Here is a 16,672-nt window from a genome sequence, read left to right on the forward strand (position 1 = left end):
GCACTGTTATGTAAACAGCATCGAGGTTCCACATCGAATCATAGAAATCAGGACTTTGTTATTCATCAGGCCATTGCCCCTGCTGATGCTTTTTGCGGTTTAATATTTTGGTTTACCCTGAATAAATTATTGGGATCGTACTTGGTTTTTATCTCAACCAGCTTTTCATAATTTTCTCCGTAAGTGGCTTTGACTCTTTCTTCTCCTTCATCCATCATAAAATTGACATAAGCCCCGCCACAGGAATATGGATGCAATGCATTCCAGTAAGCCTTGCTCCATTCTATTATTTTCTCTTTGCCGGCTTCATTATTATCTATCCCAACTATCACCATGGCATAATTGGCATCGCGGTAATTCCAGGCCGTTACATTTTTACCAATACGGGAAGCAGCCCCATTAACGGGATACATGTGCATCTGGCAGAACGGAGTAGGAAAAGCATTAGCATATTTTATATGCAAATCGATGGCCTCTTTTTCGATGTCTTTTACAAAGTCCGCTTTCCAATACCAAAGAAATCCCGGAGGATATAATCCATCGAATAATGTTTGCAATACGGGAACCGGCATAGGACCGGTGAAATCAAGTGCAGGCGTTTTTTTGGCCCTGACAGGTTTAAAAACTTCTTCTCCTTTTTCCAATGGGCCTGTATAGCACCACACAACGCCACACATTTTTTTCATATGCAGGTGTGCCGGGAAAGGATCAACCGGCGGAACAGTGAGAAAAGCAAAATACCCATTCATTTCATCGGGGGCTTTAGTGATGTAATCATGATGCCATTCCATCATTTCGGCGGCGTCTTCCAGCTCCCAAAGCATGGGGCCTGCATACACGGTATGTGCCGGTTGCAGCTTAAAAAGAAATGAAAGGACAATTCCGAAGTTGCCGCCGCCACCCCGCAAAGCCCAAAAGAGATCGGGGTTTTCACTGGCAGATGCGGTTGCCGTAGCGCCATCGGCGAGCACCACCTCCGCTTCCAGTAAATTATCAATGGTAAGACCAAACGAACGGGTGAAATTGCCAAGGCCTCCACCCAGGGTCAATCCGCCTACTCCGGTGGTGCCGAATATGCCCGAAGGAACGATCATTCCTACTTTATGCGTGGCTTCATCAATTTCTTTCAGTAAGCAGCCGCCACCAGCTCTTACTGTTTTGTCTTTTTCATTTATTTGTATGCTTTTAAAGGAAGAAAGATCAATGACCAATCCATCATCGCAAATGCCGAGTCCCCCGGCATTGTGACCCCCTCCCCTCACAGCTAATAGAACTTTGTTATCTCTTGCAAAATTTACGCAGGCAATCACATCCTGCACATCTGCGCATTGAGCAATCAGCGCAGGATGTTTATCAATCATACCGTTGTACACTTTCCTGGCGGTATTGTATTCAGCATCTTCCGGCTGAATCAGTTTTCCCCGTAAACTGGCTTTGAAAGCAGCAATCGTTTTAGATGTCATATAGCAATATTTGAAGTGATGAATTACGTGCTAAAACCTTTACAAAATTATTGAGCGGCAGGGTCGTATGCTTTTCTTAAAAGCTCAAAATTCTGTCTTACAGGTTCAATTATTCTTTGGGTATCAAAAAGAAAGCAGGAACATTCAAAGGATCTGTTGGAAGAATAGTAACGCGAGCGTGAAGAACAACTTATCACAAAAGTAGAACGTCTGCGGACATGGAGGTATCAATTATTATTCAAAGAATATCAATATCTGATCAGTTCGTTGTTCAGGCTACATTAATTTTAGCAAAGCGGGAAGGGGTGCAGCCAAATTTTTCAGTAAAGCATTTGGTAAAGTAAGAAGGGCTGTTAAAGCCTGTTTCAAAAGCTATTTCTGTAATATTGGCTTTCTTTTGTTTTAATAATTCCAGGGCTTTATTCAGGCGCAGGTTTTTCATAAAGTCATTAGGAGAGTGGCCGGTAATGGCATTCACTTTACGATAGAGTTGGGGCCGGCTGATACCCACCTCCGTGCAAAGATCATTCAGCTCAAAATCCTGGTCGGATAATTTTGTTTCGGAGATGCCCAAAAGTTTTGACAGGAATTCTTCTTCGGTACAACTGAGAGACCTGGCAGAACTGCTGTTGTTTATCAGTTGTTCATCCTTGCAAAGTTTTTTTACCAGGGAAGAAATAAGCACCTCGTTATTACTGGCAGTAATACTTAAGCGATGGGCCAGCCTGATAGCTTCTGTAAAAAAATCTCCTTCTTTTGTTACGGGCTGCGCTGCACTGATACCTATTTTAAAAACAATAGCAGGATTTTTTGTTTCTGACTCAATCAATTCTTTTTGTATCTGTAAGGCGCATCGTACTGCCTCTGCAGAATCATTAAAAACAGCAATAAGGCTGTCATCGGTATCCCATTTTATTTCACGGCCGTTAAAGGCTTCCATTTTTTTTGTAATCAGTTTTCTTGCCCAATAAGGTGTTACTAATAATGAGAGGTCTTTAGAGTTCTTAGCTGAGGTAATACCATATAGAGATGCAACCAGGATATTCCTGTATCCCAGGTCAATCGTTCCATCTGCATGACTAACATGCCCATGATCTACCTTGTAGTCTTTACCCATCAACTTTGCATACAAGCCCTGGTTCACTTCTGTTAAAGCGCAGGCTACATTGCCGTGTGCTATTTGATGCACCTTTTCACAGGTCTTTTTATCGGGGCCCTCTACCAGGCAGAAAACAGAGCCTTCTTCTTCGTTTACCCAAAACTGGTGATACTTCACGCCATATTTATCCTGCACTCCAATATCCGCTATGTGGGCCGTTTTTACGGCTTCAATGGTTACATTTTCGAACTTATGAAAATCCATATACAGCGGCATCAGCAACAGGTTTTATTGGTTTAATAAAGTCAACGATGCATTTTGCTTACGGTATCTCAGCGGAGCTAATCCAAATTTTTCTTTAAATACCCGGCTGAAATGGGTGACATTTTCAAAACCACTATCGTATGACACTTCATTTACATTTTTTGTACTGGTATCCAAAAGATGTTGCGCATATTCCAGTCTTTTTTGTGAAAGCCATTTGCCGGGAGTGGTGTGATAGATTTTCGTAAATTCTCTTTTAAAACTTGCCAGGCTTCGTTGCGCTATCCTTGCAAACTCCGCCAGCGACAAGTTGAAAGTGAAATTGGCTTCCATAATTTCGGATAACAAAGGCTTATGCTGATCAATGATATTGTTTACATACGCCAGCAGTTGCGCATTGGCGGGGTTAGCAAGAATGCTGAAAAGTAATTCTTTGAATTTTAGCTCCAGCAAGTTTTCGGAAGGCTGGGGTTGTTGTTTAAAGTATGGCACTATACTATAGAAAAATGCGCGGGTAATGGGATTTATATTTATTTCAATCAGCACATCACTACAGGCAACCGGTAAATTTTTTAAAGGAAGTTGATGACGGTATTCTGAAAAAATCTGCCGCAAATAGTTGTCGGGACAATAAAAGCAAAGCACCTCCCATTCTATATCCCGGAACCTTTCCGAACTATATGCTGTCTTTTTAAAAAAGACGGCGGTTTCAGTGGTAAGCAACAATGACTGATTGCGATGGTGGAGCATTTTTTTTCCCTCTAATACAAATATGAATTTGTTGAGGTGAGTGTAAATATGGATCATTTTATCCTCCTGCGGACATTTGTAGTGGAGAAAAAGCAAATCCTTTACCGCCAGATGTGCAAACATTTCGGGATGTTCTACCTGAAAATCGTAAGTGTTGATCATACCACTCTTTTAAAGTGAACGAAACCACTTGTTAAGATACAAATTCCTGAGTAGCAAGTGAAATTTTTTAATACAGGGTTATGCATTGCTTTGCCTATTTTTGTATCCTGCATTCTTTCACGGGCAAACATTGTATATATGAGTATACTGCGGTCGTCTTTTAATCTTTTTCAACCTATTGCTATCGGTTGCGACCATGCCGGTTTTGCTTATAAAGAAGAAATTATTACCCAACTGAAAACGGAGGGCCTTCAACTGCAGGATTTCGGAACGGATTCTAAAGAGTCGGTTGATTACCCCGATTTTGCTCACCCGGTTGCCATGGCTGTTGAAAAAGAAGAAGTGGCATTCGGCATTCTTTTGTGTGGAAGCGGCAATGGCGTGGCCATAACAGCCAATAAACACCAGCATGTGCGTGCTGCTATTTGCTGGAGTGTTACGGTAAGTAAAATGGCGCGCATGCACAATGATGCCAATATTATTTGTATACCCAGTCGTTTTGTATCTGTTGAACTTGCCATGGAAATGATATGGAAGTTTATTAAAACAGAATTTGAAGGCGGACGCCATGCGAAAAGAGTAGGTAAAATAGCCTGTATGTAATTTAGCCTGTTTGTTACCATTTATCATAACAACTGTATGCCCAAATGTAATTTTCCGTTATGTTTGGGCATATTTATTTTCAAAAGATCGTATTATGAAAAAACTGGTATTGTTAGTTTTTGTTTTATCCGCCCTGCTGGTTCAGGCCCAGCGCAAAGCCAACCCCAAACCTTTTGCAAAAAATATTACTATTGAAGATTTGCAAAGGCATTTATATATTATTGCCGGCGCCGAAATGGAAGGCCGCGAAACGGCTACTGAAGGACAGCGAAAAGCTGCGGCCTATATTCAAAATGAATTCAAAACACTTGGCCTGGCTCCGGGAAATAACAACAACTACCAGATGTACTTCCCCGTATATATTGACTCTTTACAAAACCTTTCCTTATCTGTAAACGACACCGCATTTGTAGCAGGCAAAGATTTTTCTGTAAATCTTATGGCCAATCACCCTGCGGGCTACCACTTCTCAGAGGTTGTTTTTGCAGGATATGGGATAAGCGATTCAACACGGGATGATTACAAAAGTTTGGACGTAAAAGGAAAATTGGTGATGGTATGGTCTGAGGATGTTCCGGCGGGGAGCCGGAAAGGTTTCAGCGGGTTTACACAACAAAGCGCTGCAATGGAAAACGGCGCCGCTGCGCTTTTAGTGATCAATAAAAATATTACCCCCACAAACAGCAGAGGCAGTATGTATGTAAACCGCTACCAGAAAACGCAAGGTATTAATACGTTTTACATCAGCGAAAAACTGGCAGAAAAAATAATAGGATCAGGATACAACGCTCAAAAAGCAGCAGCCCAAACAGCAGGGTATACGCCACAGGTTTATCCGGCCAATATAGCACTCAGCTTTAATAAAACAACCATTACCCTGCAAAGCAGCAATGTGCTGGGCATTTTGGAAGGAACCGACTTAAAGGATGAATATGTGGTACTTACCGCCCATTACGATCACCTGGGAACAAAAAATGATACCATATGGTATGGCGCCGATGACGATGGCTCGGGTACAGTAACCATACTGGAACTGGCAAAAGCATTTTCAAAGGCGAAAGCGGCGGGTAAGGGTCCGCGGAGAAGTATTTTGTTTATGACCGTAAGTGGCGAAGAAAAAGGCTTATGGGGTTCCGGTTACTATTCATCGCATCCCGCCCTGCCTTTGGATAAAACCACGGTGAATTTGAATATTGATATGGTAGGACGGATAGATCCCAGTCGTAAACACGGAGACTCCTCCAACTATATTTATATTGTTGGTGATGATAAGCTGAGCTCCGACCTGAAGCCCATTAGCGAGGCGGTTAATAAAAAATACAGCAAACTGGAACTGGATTATAAATACAATGATCCCAGAGACCCGGAAAGGATCTATTATCGCAGCGACCATTATAATTTTGCCAAAAACGGGGTACCTGTAATATTTTATTTCAGCGGTTTACATCCCGATTATCATAAGCCAACCGATACGCCGGATAAGATCAATTACAGCCTGATGCAAAAAAGAGCAAAGCTGATATTTTTTACTGCCTGGGATATGGCCAATCGTAACGATATGCTAAAACGGGATATCCCGCTGGATGGGGGAACAAGATAAGTTTGTGATGCCATGAAGTTCCTAAGTACATGTAAATAAATGCAATCTGTAAATAATTGTGTTAAAACAAACGACTATTCCTTTGGGGGTATTGCGTTTTTGCTTTATTTTGTTTCAAAAATGAATGGGAAAGCGAAACAACCCACCTTCTTCCCTCTCCGGGCAACCTGGGCCCCGTTGGAAAATGGATGAAAATAAAACGAGAAATACAATTTTGGACACTTTGTGCCTGATTATCGCGGGTGAAATCATATCTATATTAGCCAGCAATCATTTTTCGTGGGCAGTTACTATACTTACATCAATTGAAGTTTTTCTTTTTGGTATACTGGCTTTCTTAGCCAAAAGAAATCCATACCCCTCTATTTTATCTGCATTATTCCTTTTTATTATAATTTCTATTATTTCGGCCGCACTTAAACCTACTTACCTGGGTGGCAGCATTATTATTAAAATTTTCATACTGATTTACCTGGTGCGGGCAATACCCGATGCGCGAGAACTACAGGCTTATAAGAGAGGTCACCTGAAGAAATAAAGGGTTAATTATTGATTCGCTTTTTTGGCAATCATATAAACAGTCACTAACGTCCAAGCATAGCTGCAACGTCTTCATCAATCATTACTGTGCTATTGGGGTGCCGGCGTATAATACTTGCAGGTAGCTGGTTGGTTATCTCACCTTCAATGGCCCTTTGTATTATTGCGGCTTTTTTATTGCCATTGGCAAGCATTAATACCTTTTTACTTTCCAAAAGATGTTTTAATCCAAGCGTAATGCCCTGCCTGAGTTCAGTAGCTTCTCTAAAATATTTTTGACCTACAGAAGTGGTAGTTTCATCCAGTTTTGCTACATGCGCATAAAGATCAAAGGATACGCCCGGCTCATTAAAACCTATATGCCCGTTCATTCCAACGCCAACAAGCATCAGGTCAATGCCACCATTTTCAACAATAACATTATCCATTGTTTCACATTCCCGTGCAAGGTTTTCGGATAAAGCGTTAAACAAATGGATGCGGGAAGAAGAAAAGTTCAACTGTTTAAAGACCTGGTTGTGGAAAAAAAATGCACAGCTTCCTTCATTTTCAGGGGGGATGCCCACCCATTCATCTAATCCTATAAAAATGCAACGCGAAAAATCAATATTTTGCGTTAAGGCTTTTTCTGTTAATAGCTGACAGGTAAGCAGGGGTGTGCTTCCCGAAGCCAGGCACAAAACGGCATCCGGTTTGCGTTTTACCAATGCTATAATTTCATCTGCCGCTTGTTGCGATAAGGCATTGTAGTCTTTAAAAATGGTAAGTTGCATATCCTGTAAAGGTATTCTTGCTACGGTAAAAATAAAAACCGGCTTGATTGGTTATTGCTGCCCCGCATTTGGAGTGCTGTACACCAAAACCGCTATACGCAGTTTCCAACTTCGCATCACTCGCTATAACGAAGTCTCCAGACTTCGTATCACTATGTTCTCCCGGGACTCCTGTCCCGCAAAATACTGCTATACAAAAAAAGGCCGATCCTCCCGAACCGGCCTTTAAAAAAATACTAACCGCTTTTACGCTTCCTGTACGCTCAGTTTTTTGGATTGCTTTTTGCGTTCCTCTTCATCTAATATCACTTTGCGCATACGGATATGGTTAGGCGTAACTTCAATACATTCATCGTGCTGGATATATTCCATGCATTCTTCGAGCGACATGATCGTTTTAGGCGCTATGCGAGTAGCATCATCGCTGCCGCTGGCGCGGTGATTGGTGAGTTTTTTACCTTCAGTGGCATTCACTACAAGGTCGCCCGGTTTAATATGTTCCGCAATAATTTGTCCTGCATATACATCTTCACCCGGATCTACAAAAAAGGTTCCGCGATCCTGCAATTTATCAATGGAATAACCGGTTGTTTTGTCCTGGTTTTTGGAAAGCAATACCCCATTGTTCCTTCCCGGAATAGGCCCTTTCCACGGCTTGTATTCGTTGAAGCGATGTGCCATTACAGCTTCGCCGGTAGTTGCCGTTAACAGTTGTGTGCGCAATCCTATCAAACCGCGTGAAGGAATTTCAAACTCCAGGTGCTGCATAGTGCCTTTTGTTTCCATTACCAGCATTTCACCCTTGCGGCGCGATACCAGGTCAATGGCCTTACTGGCAAATGCTTCAGGCACATCCACCACTAAAATTTCATAAGGCTCACATTTTTTGCCATCAATCATTTTTACAATTACCTGGGGCTGGCCCACTGTTAATTCGTAGCCTTCCCTGCGCATGGTTTCTATTAATATGCCCAGGTGCAATATGCCGCGGCCATATACCATAAAACTGTCGCCATTATCGTTATCTGAAACTTTAAGTGCAAGGTTTTTCTCTGTTTCTTTGATCAGCCTGTCGCGCAGGTGCCGGCTGGTAACAAATTTTCCATCTTTGCCAAAGAAGGGAGAATTGTTGATGCTGAACAGCATATTCATGGTAGGTTCATCCACGCTGATTACCGGCAATCCTTCGGGGTTGTCCGCATCGGCAATGGTATCGCCAATATTAAAATCTTCCAGTCCTACAACAGCACAAATATCACCGGCTATTACCTCGGTAACTTTTTTCTTGCCCAGCGATTCAAATACATATAATTCTTTTACCCTCGATTTCCTGATGGAACCATCCGCCTGTACCAGTGCAAAAGGCTGACCTTCTTTTATGCTGCCGCGGGTAACTTTACCTACCGCTATGCGCCCCAGAAAAGAGGAATAATCCAATGAGGTGATCTGCATCTGCAGCGGTCCTTCATTTATCTTAGGTTCGGGCACATACTTTAAAATACCATCTAAAAGGGGAGTAATATCTTCGGAAGGCGTAAGCGAATCATTGAACCAGCCGTTTTTACCGGATCCGTAAAAAGTAGGGAAATCCAATTGCTCTTCGGTGGCATCTAAGTTAAAAAACAATTCAAACACCGCATCATGTACCTCATCGGGGCGGCAGTTTGCTTTATCTACCTTATTAATGATCACCATTGGTCTCAGGTTCAATTGCAGGGCCTTTTGCAGCACAAAACGGGTTTGTGGCATAGGACCTTCAAAAGCATCTACCAACAACAGCACACCATCGGCCATTTTCAGTACCCTTTCTACCTCGCCGCCAAAATCGGAGTGACCAGGGGTATCTATTACATTAATCTTTACGCCTTTATAGATAACAGAAGCATTCTTACTAAAAATAGTGATGCCTCTTTCTCTTTCCAGGTCGTTGCTGTCCATGATCAGTTCGCCACTTTCCTGGTTAGCGCGGAATACATTGGTTTGATGTAAAATTTTATCAACCAGTGTGGTTTTACCATGGTCAACGTGGGCGATGATGGCTATGTTTCTTATCTGCATTTTTAAATTCTTTAACTCAGCCTTTAGAAATCAGCAACGCCCATTAAGGCTGTATGAGACACCTAAAGCCAGATGGCTATTTTTTTGAGGGTGCAAAGCTACAACAAATCCATGGGAGCACAATCGTTTTGCTACTTAATTATTGTTATTTTAGCGTTCAATTACCGCTCAGCAGTGACTATCTGGAAAAATATCATTAAAAATCCCACTTAATGGGGCTCCACTCCCGACTCATTCTTTCTATAAAGTCCCGTTTCACTTCTTCATTTCATTAAACCTGATTTGTTTATGCATACCATTATTGAACCATTTAAAATAAAATCGGTTGAACCCATTTATTTTACCACTCCACAACAAAGAGAGGAAATACTTCAAAAAGCTTTTTATAATCCATTTCTGATACAGGCAAAAGAGGTGATGATTGATTTGCTTACAGACAGTGGAACCAGCGCCATGAGCAGCGAACAATGGGCCGGCATTATGCGGGGCGATGAAAGCTATGCGGGTAGCGAAAGTTTTTTCAGATTTGAAGCAGCGGTACGGAACATAACCGGCATGCCTTATATTATACCCACGCACCAGGGAAGGGCCGCCGAAAAAATTATATTCAGCATTGTGGGAGGTAAAGGAAAATATGTAGTAAGCAATACACTTTTTGATACCACGAGGGCTAATATTGAATTTTCCGGTGCAGAAGGTATTGATCTTTTATGTTCAGAAGGGATGTTGCCCTCCGTTCCGGCGCCTTTTAAGGGCAATATAGATGTTGAAGCGCTTGAACGCTTCATCGTGGCAAAAGGAGCTCAGCAAATTCCTTTGGTTGTAATTACCATTACCAATAATTCGGGTGGCGGGCAACCGGTGAGTATGGAAAACATCCGGGCGGCAAAACGGGTTTGCAATAAATACCATATACCGCTGTTTATTGATGCCTGTCGTTTTGCGGAGAATTGTTATTTTATTAAAATCAGAGAGGCGGGATATGCAAACAAATCCATCCTGGAAATTGCACAGGAACTTTTTTCCTGTGCCGATGGATGCACCATGAGCGCTAAAAAAGATGGGTTGGCCAACATAGGCGGTTTTTTAGCCATGCGTGATGAATCTTTAGCCATGCAATGCCGCAACATACTGATCATTACAGAAGGATTTCCTACCTATGGTGGATTGGCCGGCCGGGATCTTGAAGCCATTGCCATAGGTTTAAACGAAGTGATGGAGGAACCTTATTTAAAATACCGCATTCGCAGTATTGAATACATAGGCGAAAAATTAGATACAGCAGGGGTGCCTTATATAAAACCTACGGGCGGACATGCGGTATATTTAGATGCCAGGGCTTTTTTACCGCATATTTCACCCGATCAGTATCCCGGGCAGGCATTGTGCGGCGCCCTGTACGTTGCAGGCGGCATACGGGGTGTGGAAATAGGGTCGGTAATGTTTGGCAAATACGGGGAAAACGGGAGCCTTATACCTGCCGCTATGGAATTGGTTCGTTTGGCTATTCCCCGCCGGGTGTATACCCAAAGTCATATTGATTATACAGCAGAAGTAATTATAGATGTTTTTGAGCAGAGAAAAAATATAACCGGGTATAAAATAATATATGAAACTCCTTACCTGCGGCATTTTACGGCAAGGTTTCAAAAGGTATGAAGTTAAATGCAGGACACAATCCGAAAGAAAATCATCTAAACGATAAACCACAAACTTATAAACTATAAATCCGCTCCATCTCAAACCTGCTGGCCGGAGGTATTAAATTTCAAATCTCAAATGCTTGCATGTTTTAATAAAAAGATTTAATTTAACAGTGCAATTAGTTCTCTAAATTTAATGTCATGGATACCGTAAGAAATATCCTGCAATTAAAAGGAAACATGGTATACACTGTGTGCCCCGATAGTTCGGTGTATGAAGCACTGGAGATACTGGAAGAAAACAATCTCGGATCGCTTGTGGTGGTGGAAGATGACGGTATACTGAACGGAATATTTACAGAACGCGATTATGCCCGCAAAGTTATTTTAAAGGGGCGCTCCTCAAAAGAAACGCTGGTCCGGCACATCATGACAGAAAGACCAGTATACGTTACTCCTGATATAGAAATTGGTGATTGCATGAAGCTGATGAGCCAGAAATTCATTCGCCATTTGCCTGTGCTCGAGAATGGAAAATTAGTTGGATTGGTATCTATTGGTGACCTGGTGAATTATATTATGAATCAGAAAGATTTTATCATTGAAAACCTTGAGCATTATATTTCCAGTTAAAGGCATTTGGTTTATCATGGGACGCATTCCCAAATTTTCGCTGCACTTTTATAGTATTTTTTCTCCTTCCCGCACATGGCGGGATGCAGGGGACAAAGCAGTATAAAATTTTGGAACGCGCTCTTATCCTTCCCTTTGTGCAAAAGAGCTGAACCTTGTTATATTCCTCATTAGTGAATAAGCAGCGTGTATGCCTGAGAATGCAATATATAATATGCCATTATGGCCTTTGTTCCTGTATGCAGGAATAGTTATTGTATTACTGGGTGCTATTCTTATTTTATCTTATTTATTGGGTCAGCATCACAACGACAGGGCTACAGGCAAACCTTATGAAGGAGGGATTGAACAAACCGGCTCCGCGAGGCTTCGTTTTTCAGCACAATTTTATCTGGTGGCCATGCTGTTTGTCATTTTTGATATTGAAGCAGTATTTATCATGTTGTGGGCGCTGGGGTTTTACGAATTAGGGTGGCCGGGTTATATCGGTGCTTCCATATTTGTTGCGCAATTAGTGGTGGTATTGATTTATGAATGGGGAACAGGAGCCTTAGATATAGGAATAAACGGGAAGAAATTATTAAAAGTAATGCATCAAAAAAAATTAAACGGCAATAATGAAATGGTGGGTAAGTAAAGCAGGCGATTCAACAGGCAATATTTCCGGTTCGGGAACGATGGAAGAAGCAGTAAGCAAAAGCATTATGCTCACTTCGTTGCAGGACCTGGTGGCATGGGGGCGCAAAAATTCAATGTGGCCTTTTCATTTTGGATTGAGTTGTTGTTTTGTAGAAATGGCAACCAGTATTACGAGCAAATACGACGTAGCCCGTTTTGGCGCCGAAGTCATCCGTGGTACACCACGCGAAGCGGATGTAATGGTGATTGCCGGAACGGTATTTATAAAAATGGTTCCTATTATTAAACGGTTGCACGAACAAATGATGGAACCACGGTGGGTGATCTCTATGGGCAGTTGTGCCAACAGCGGGGGTATGTACGATATCTACAGCGTGGTACAGGGTGTAGATAAATTTTTACCGGTTGATGTATACGTGCCGGGCTGTCCGCCCAGGCCCGATGCTTTTATGCAGGGACTTATATTGCTTGCTGATGCAGTAGGAAAAGAAAAACGGCCATTAAGCTGGGTGATAGGAGAGCAAGGAGTTATTAAACCGCAACCTGCTTCCATGAAAGAACGGAAAAGAGAAGAAAGAATGAACAACGTACAATACAAAGGAGTGGATGAAGTGTAGCAGGAATTGTACAACAGGAATAAAATTACAAACTGTATGCAGCTTGCGAATGCCATATTACAGCATCTGCAGGAACGGTTCAGCAATGATGCGTTTCAACAGCAAATTACCGTTGATGAGATGCCCACAGTTTGGGTACCTAAGGAAAGAATTATACCTGTAATACAATACCTCAAATCCGATCCCATTCAATCTTTCTCATTCCTGTATGATCTCAGCGGCATTGATGAACGCAACAGAACAAAAAAAGCAAATACTCCGCCTTCAGACTTTACGGTGGTTTATCACTTGTTTTCATACCGTCACAATCATTTCATTCGACTTAAAGTAGCTTTGCAGGGTGAGTATCCTGCACTCCCTTCTATTGCTGCTGTTTTTAAAAATGCCAACTGGTACGAAAGGGAAGTGTACGATATGTTTGGCATCCGCTTCGAAGGACATCCTCACCTGCAGCGCATCCTGATGCCGCTTACCTGGAAGGGACATCCCCTTCGCAAAGAACATCCGGCCAGGGCAACAGAAATGGGCCCTTACCAGTTGTGGGATGAAAAGCAGGACATCGAACAGGAAGCATTGCGGTTTAAACCCGAAGAATGGGGTATGCAGCGCGAAAGCGATGATGCAGATTTTATGTTCCTCAATATAGGCCCCCAGCACCCTGGTACGCATGGTGTGCTGCGGATCATTTTGCAGCTTGATGGTGAAGATATTGTGGATGCGGTTCCGGAAATTGGTTTTCACCACCGCGGCGCCGAAAAAATGGGCGAACGGCAAAGCTGGCATACTTATATTCCTTATACAGACCGGGTAGATTACCTCGGTGGCGTTATGAATAACCTGGCTTACCTGCTGGCCGTAGAAAAGCTGGCTGGTATTGAAGTGCCCAACCGGGTAAAAGTGATAAGAGTAATGCTGTGCGAGCTATTCCGCATTGCCAGCCACCTGGTATGGTTTGGCACATTTGCCCAGGATGTGGGCCAGTTGTCGCCGGTATTTTATATGTTCACCGACCGCGAAAAAATTTTCGACATTATCGAAGCCATCTGCGGTGGTCGCATGCACCCCAACTGGTTTCGCATTGGCGGTGTATCGCAGGATCTTCCCAAAGGATGGGAACCCTTAGTGCAGTCATTTGTTGATCATTTCCCCGGGCAGTTAAAAGAATACAACAACATGGTGATGCGCAACAGCATCTTCCGGGCCCGAACAAAAGGCATTGGCATATACACGCTCGATGAAGCCATTGAATGGGGAGTAACCGGCCCGGGTTTGAGGGCCTGCGGGTTGGAGTGGGACTTCAGAAAAAAAAGGCCTTACTCGGGGTATGAGCTGTTCGACTTTGATATTCCCATTGCGCATAATGGCGACTGTTATGACCGGTCGGTTGTGCGGGTAGAAGAAATGCGGCAAAGCCTCCGGATCGTAGAGCAATGCCTCAACAATATGCCCGAAGGCAGTTATAAAGCAGATCATCCGCTTACCACTCCGCCATTGAAGAAACATACGATGCAGGATATTGAAACGCTGATCACACATTTTTTGAACGTGAGCTGGGGACCTGTAATTCCTGCCGGTGAAGCGATGAGCTGCATTGAAGCTACAAAGGGGGCCAACAGTTATTATTTGATCAGCGATGGAAGCACCGCCGCATACCGGGTGAGGATCAGAACGCCCTCGTTTCCGCATATGCAGATGGTGCCCTATATCAGCAAGGGATATACGGTTGCCGATCTGCTTTCGATATTGGGGAGCGTTGATTTTGTGCTGGCGGATATTGACCGGTAGATAATGTGGAAGTGTGTAAATGTGAGAATATGTAAATGTAAAGATATTATGATGAGAAAATCTTTCGGCAAGCCGGTATGAAAACTTGAAAATGGAGACACTGAAAGATTTAAACCAGCATTATCCGATAAAAAATGTATAAAGTTGATGAGATCATTTGCGGTAGCGAGTTCTGCTCCCTCTCCGCGAGGAGAGGGCCGGGGTGAGGCGAATAATTGAATTTCAAAACGCTTATTCGTATTTGACGGGCAATAAAAGTTTTAAACCTTAACTATTGACAAATAATTATGCTTTCGAACGAAGAAATACAGGACATTGATCATGAAGCGGCAAAACTGCCTTATAAAAAAGCGGCGGTGATTGAAGCATTGAAAATTGTTCAGCAGCACCGCGGCTGGATCAATGATGAGAGCGTAAGCGATATTGCAGAATGCCTTGAAATGAGTGCGGCTGAAGTGGACAGTGTAGCTACTTTTTATAACCTCATTTTCCGCAGTCCGGTAGGGCGGCATGTTATTTTGCTTTGCGACAGCATTTCATGCTATGTGATGGGCTATAAAAACATTTATGAAGCATTACAACAGAAACTAAAAATAAAATTCGGTGAAACTACCGCTGATCAGCGGTTTACCCTGCTGCCTAATGCATGCCTGGGTTGCTGCGATCATGCACCGGCATTGATCATTAACGGGGAACTGTACACAGATATTAGTATCGAAACATTGGATGACATATTGTTGAAATATACCTGATCAAACTTTTATCAATGGAACGTCCGCTCACCAAAAATATCCATGCCGGACGGCAGCCGCTCAGTCTTAAGGAATATACCACCACCGGTGGCTATACTGCTTTACAGCAGGTGTTAAAAAACAATACGCCGCAGGAAGTGCAGCAATTAGTGCAGAAAAGCAATCTCAAAGGGCGTGGAGGAGCAGGATTTAATACCGGTATGAAATGGAGTTTTGTTCCTATGGGAGCGGATGCACCACGGCCAAAATATCTTATTGCCAATGCAGATGAAATGGAACCGGGAACTTTCAAAGACCGCTTACTGCTGGAGGGCAACCCGCACCAGTTACTTGAAGGAATGATCATTGCCGCTTATGCTATCCAGGCAAATATTTCTTATATTTTTTTACGCTGGGCATATAAAAAAGCAGCCAGGGTATTGGAACAATCTATTCATGAGGCTTACGAGGCTGGCTGGCTGGGACAGAACATTTTGGGGTCCGGCTTTAGCCTCAACATGCACCTGCATACCGGCGCGGGAAGGTATATGTGTGGCGAAGAAACCGCTTTGCTGAATGCATTGGAAGGTAAGCGGGCTACACCCAGGGCAAAACCTCCCTTTCCGCAGGTGAGCGGGTTATTTGGAAAACCCACCATTGTTAATAATGTAGAAACGCTTTGCTGTGTTCCGCATATTGTAAATAATGGTGCAGAGTGGTTTCAAAGCCTGAGCTATAGCGAAGATAGCGGAACAAAAATATATGGCGTTAGCGGCAAAGTAAATAATCCCGGTGCATGGGAACTGCCCATGGGCGTAACCATGCGGGAACTGATTGAGGAACATGCGGGTGGAATGAAAAAGGGATACCGCCTTAAAGGGGTGCTGCCGGGAGGCGCTTCTACCGATTTTTTAACGGAGCAACACTTAGATATTAAAATGGATTTTAAATCGGTTGCTGCGGCAGGAAGCCGTTTGGGCACCGCTACCATGGTGGTAATGGATGACGCCACCTGCCCCGTTGGATTTGTTCATAACCTGCAGCATTTTTTTGCACAGGAAAGTTGTGGTTGGTGCACACCATGCAGGGAAGGATTGCCCTGGGTAGAGAAAATATTACTAACTATTGAAAAAGGAGAAGGAAAACAGGAAGATATAGAGCTGTTGCAGATGCATACACAATTGCTTGGGCCGGGCAATACATTTTGCGCCCTGGCGCCCGGAGCAATGGAACCGCTGCAAAGCGCTATTAAATATTTCAGGGAAGATTTTGACAGGCATATCAGGGAACAAAAATGTCCATATTAAATTAA

The 16,672-nt window shown here is 43.0% G+C and carries 15 protein-coding genes; 10 read left to right on the forward strand and 5 right to left on the reverse strand.

All coding sequences use genetic code 11. The features are described from left to right. Positions 1-65 precede the first annotated feature (65 nt). From FRX45_RS06590 to FRX45_RS06600, 3 genes are all read right to left on the reverse strand, one after another. Complete coding sequence (locus FRX45_RS06590) at positions 66-1,463, reverse strand: FAD-binding oxidoreductase (protein WP_152267619.1); 1,398 nt, start codon at positions 1,461-1,463, stop codon at positions 66-68. Positions 1,464-1,734: 271 nt separating this feature from the next. Continuing rightward, complete coding sequence (locus tag FRX45_RS06595; protein WP_152267620.1) at positions 1,735-2,838, reverse strand: nickel-binding protein; 1,104 nt, start codon at positions 2,836-2,838, stop codon at positions 1,735-1,737. 12 nt (positions 2,839-2,850) lie between these two features. After that, a complete protein-coding gene (locus tag FRX45_RS06600) occupies positions 2,851-3,738 on the reverse strand; it encodes an AraC family transcriptional regulator (protein WP_152267621.1) in 888 nt (295 codons plus the stop codon). Between the two features lie 138 nt (positions 3,739-3,876). Between FRX45_RS06600 and rpiB the strand changes: the two genes are divergently transcribed. The 3 genes from rpiB (at position 3,877) to FRX45_RS06615 (ending at position 6,479) form a co-directional block, all read left to right on the forward strand. Beyond that, entirely contained in the window at positions 3,877-4,341 is a 465-nt protein-coding gene (rpiB, locus tag FRX45_RS06605; RefSeq protein ID WP_152267622.1) for a ribose 5-phosphate isomerase B, read from the forward strand. A gap of 94 nt (positions 4,342-4,435) precedes the next feature. Then, positions 4,436-5,941: a M28 family peptidase gene (locus FRX45_RS06610; protein WP_152267623.1), complete on the forward strand. Its 1,506-nt coding sequence runs from the start codon at positions 4,436-4,438 to the stop codon at positions 5,939-5,941. Between the two features lie 124 nt (positions 5,942-6,065). Beyond that, positions 6,066-6,479 (forward strand): hypothetical protein, encoded by a 414-nt coding sequence (locus FRX45_RS06615; protein WP_152267624.1) that lies wholly within the window; start codon positions 6,066-6,068, stop codon positions 6,477-6,479. A gap of 46 nt (positions 6,480-6,525) precedes the next feature. On the opposite strand, the gene FRX45_RS06620 is transcribed toward FRX45_RS06615, so the two are convergent. Beyond that, positions 6,526-7,254: a 6-phosphogluconolactonase gene (locus tag FRX45_RS06620; protein WP_152267625.1), complete on the reverse strand. Its 729-nt coding sequence runs from the start codon at positions 7,252-7,254 to the stop codon at positions 6,526-6,528. Positions 7,255-7,500: 246 nt separating this feature from the next. Beyond that, positions 7,501-9,312, reverse strand: a complete 1,812-nt coding sequence (gene typA, locus FRX45_RS06625; protein WP_152267626.1) for a translational GTPase TypA — start codon at positions 9,310-9,312, stop codon at positions 7,501-7,503. A gap of 288 nt (positions 9,313-9,600) precedes the next feature. Between typA and FRX45_RS06630 the strand changes: the two genes are divergently transcribed. From FRX45_RS06630 to nuoF, 7 genes are all read left to right on the forward strand, one after another. After that, positions 9,601-10,971 carry a tryptophanase gene (locus FRX45_RS06630; protein WP_152267627.1) on the forward strand — a complete coding sequence of 457 codons (1,371 nt, stop codon included), beginning with the start codon at positions 9,601-9,603 and terminating at the stop codon, positions 10,969-10,971. Positions 10,972-11,156: 185 nt separating this feature from the next. Next, complete coding sequence (locus FRX45_RS06635) at positions 11,157-11,588, forward strand: CBS domain-containing protein (RefSeq protein WP_152267628.1); 432 nt, start codon at positions 11,157-11,159, stop codon at positions 11,586-11,588. A 190-nt stretch (positions 11,589-11,778) separates the two neighbouring features. Continuing rightward, on the forward strand, positions 11,779-12,225 hold the full coding sequence (locus FRX45_RS06640; RefSeq protein WP_152267629.1) for an NADH-quinone oxidoreductase subunit A: 447 nt from the start codon (positions 11,779-11,781) through the stop codon (positions 12,223-12,225). Next, on the forward strand, positions 12,206-12,844 hold the full coding sequence (nuoB, locus tag FRX45_RS06645; RefSeq protein WP_152267630.1) for an NADH-quinone oxidoreductase subunit NuoB: 639 nt from the start codon (positions 12,206-12,208) through the stop codon (positions 12,842-12,844). The genes FRX45_RS06640 and nuoB overlap by 20 nt, the downstream gene beginning before the upstream one ends. A 6-nt stretch (positions 12,845-12,850) precedes the next feature. After that, a complete protein-coding gene (gene nuoC / locus FRX45_RS06650; RefSeq protein ID WP_317163096.1) occupies positions 12,851-14,629 on the forward strand; it encodes an NADH-quinone oxidoreductase subunit C/D in 1,779 nt (592 codons plus the stop codon). A 287-nt stretch (positions 14,630-14,916) separates the two neighbouring features. Next, entirely contained in the window at positions 14,917-15,381 is a 465-nt protein-coding gene (nuoE, locus tag FRX45_RS06655; protein ID WP_152267632.1) for an NADH-quinone oxidoreductase subunit NuoE, read from the forward strand. Positions 15,382-15,395: 14 nt separating this feature from the next. After that, positions 15,396-16,667 (forward strand): NADH-quinone oxidoreductase subunit NuoF, encoded by a 1,272-nt coding sequence (nuoF, locus tag FRX45_RS06660; protein ID WP_152267633.1) that lies wholly within the window; start codon positions 15,396-15,398, stop codon positions 16,665-16,667. Positions 16,668-16,672 lie beyond the last annotated feature (5 nt).

Source organism: Agriterribacter humi (assembly GCF_009192765.1).
Classification (GTDB): domain Bacteria; phylum Bacteroidota; class Bacteroidia; order Chitinophagales; family Chitinophagaceae; genus Agriterribacter; species Agriterribacter humi.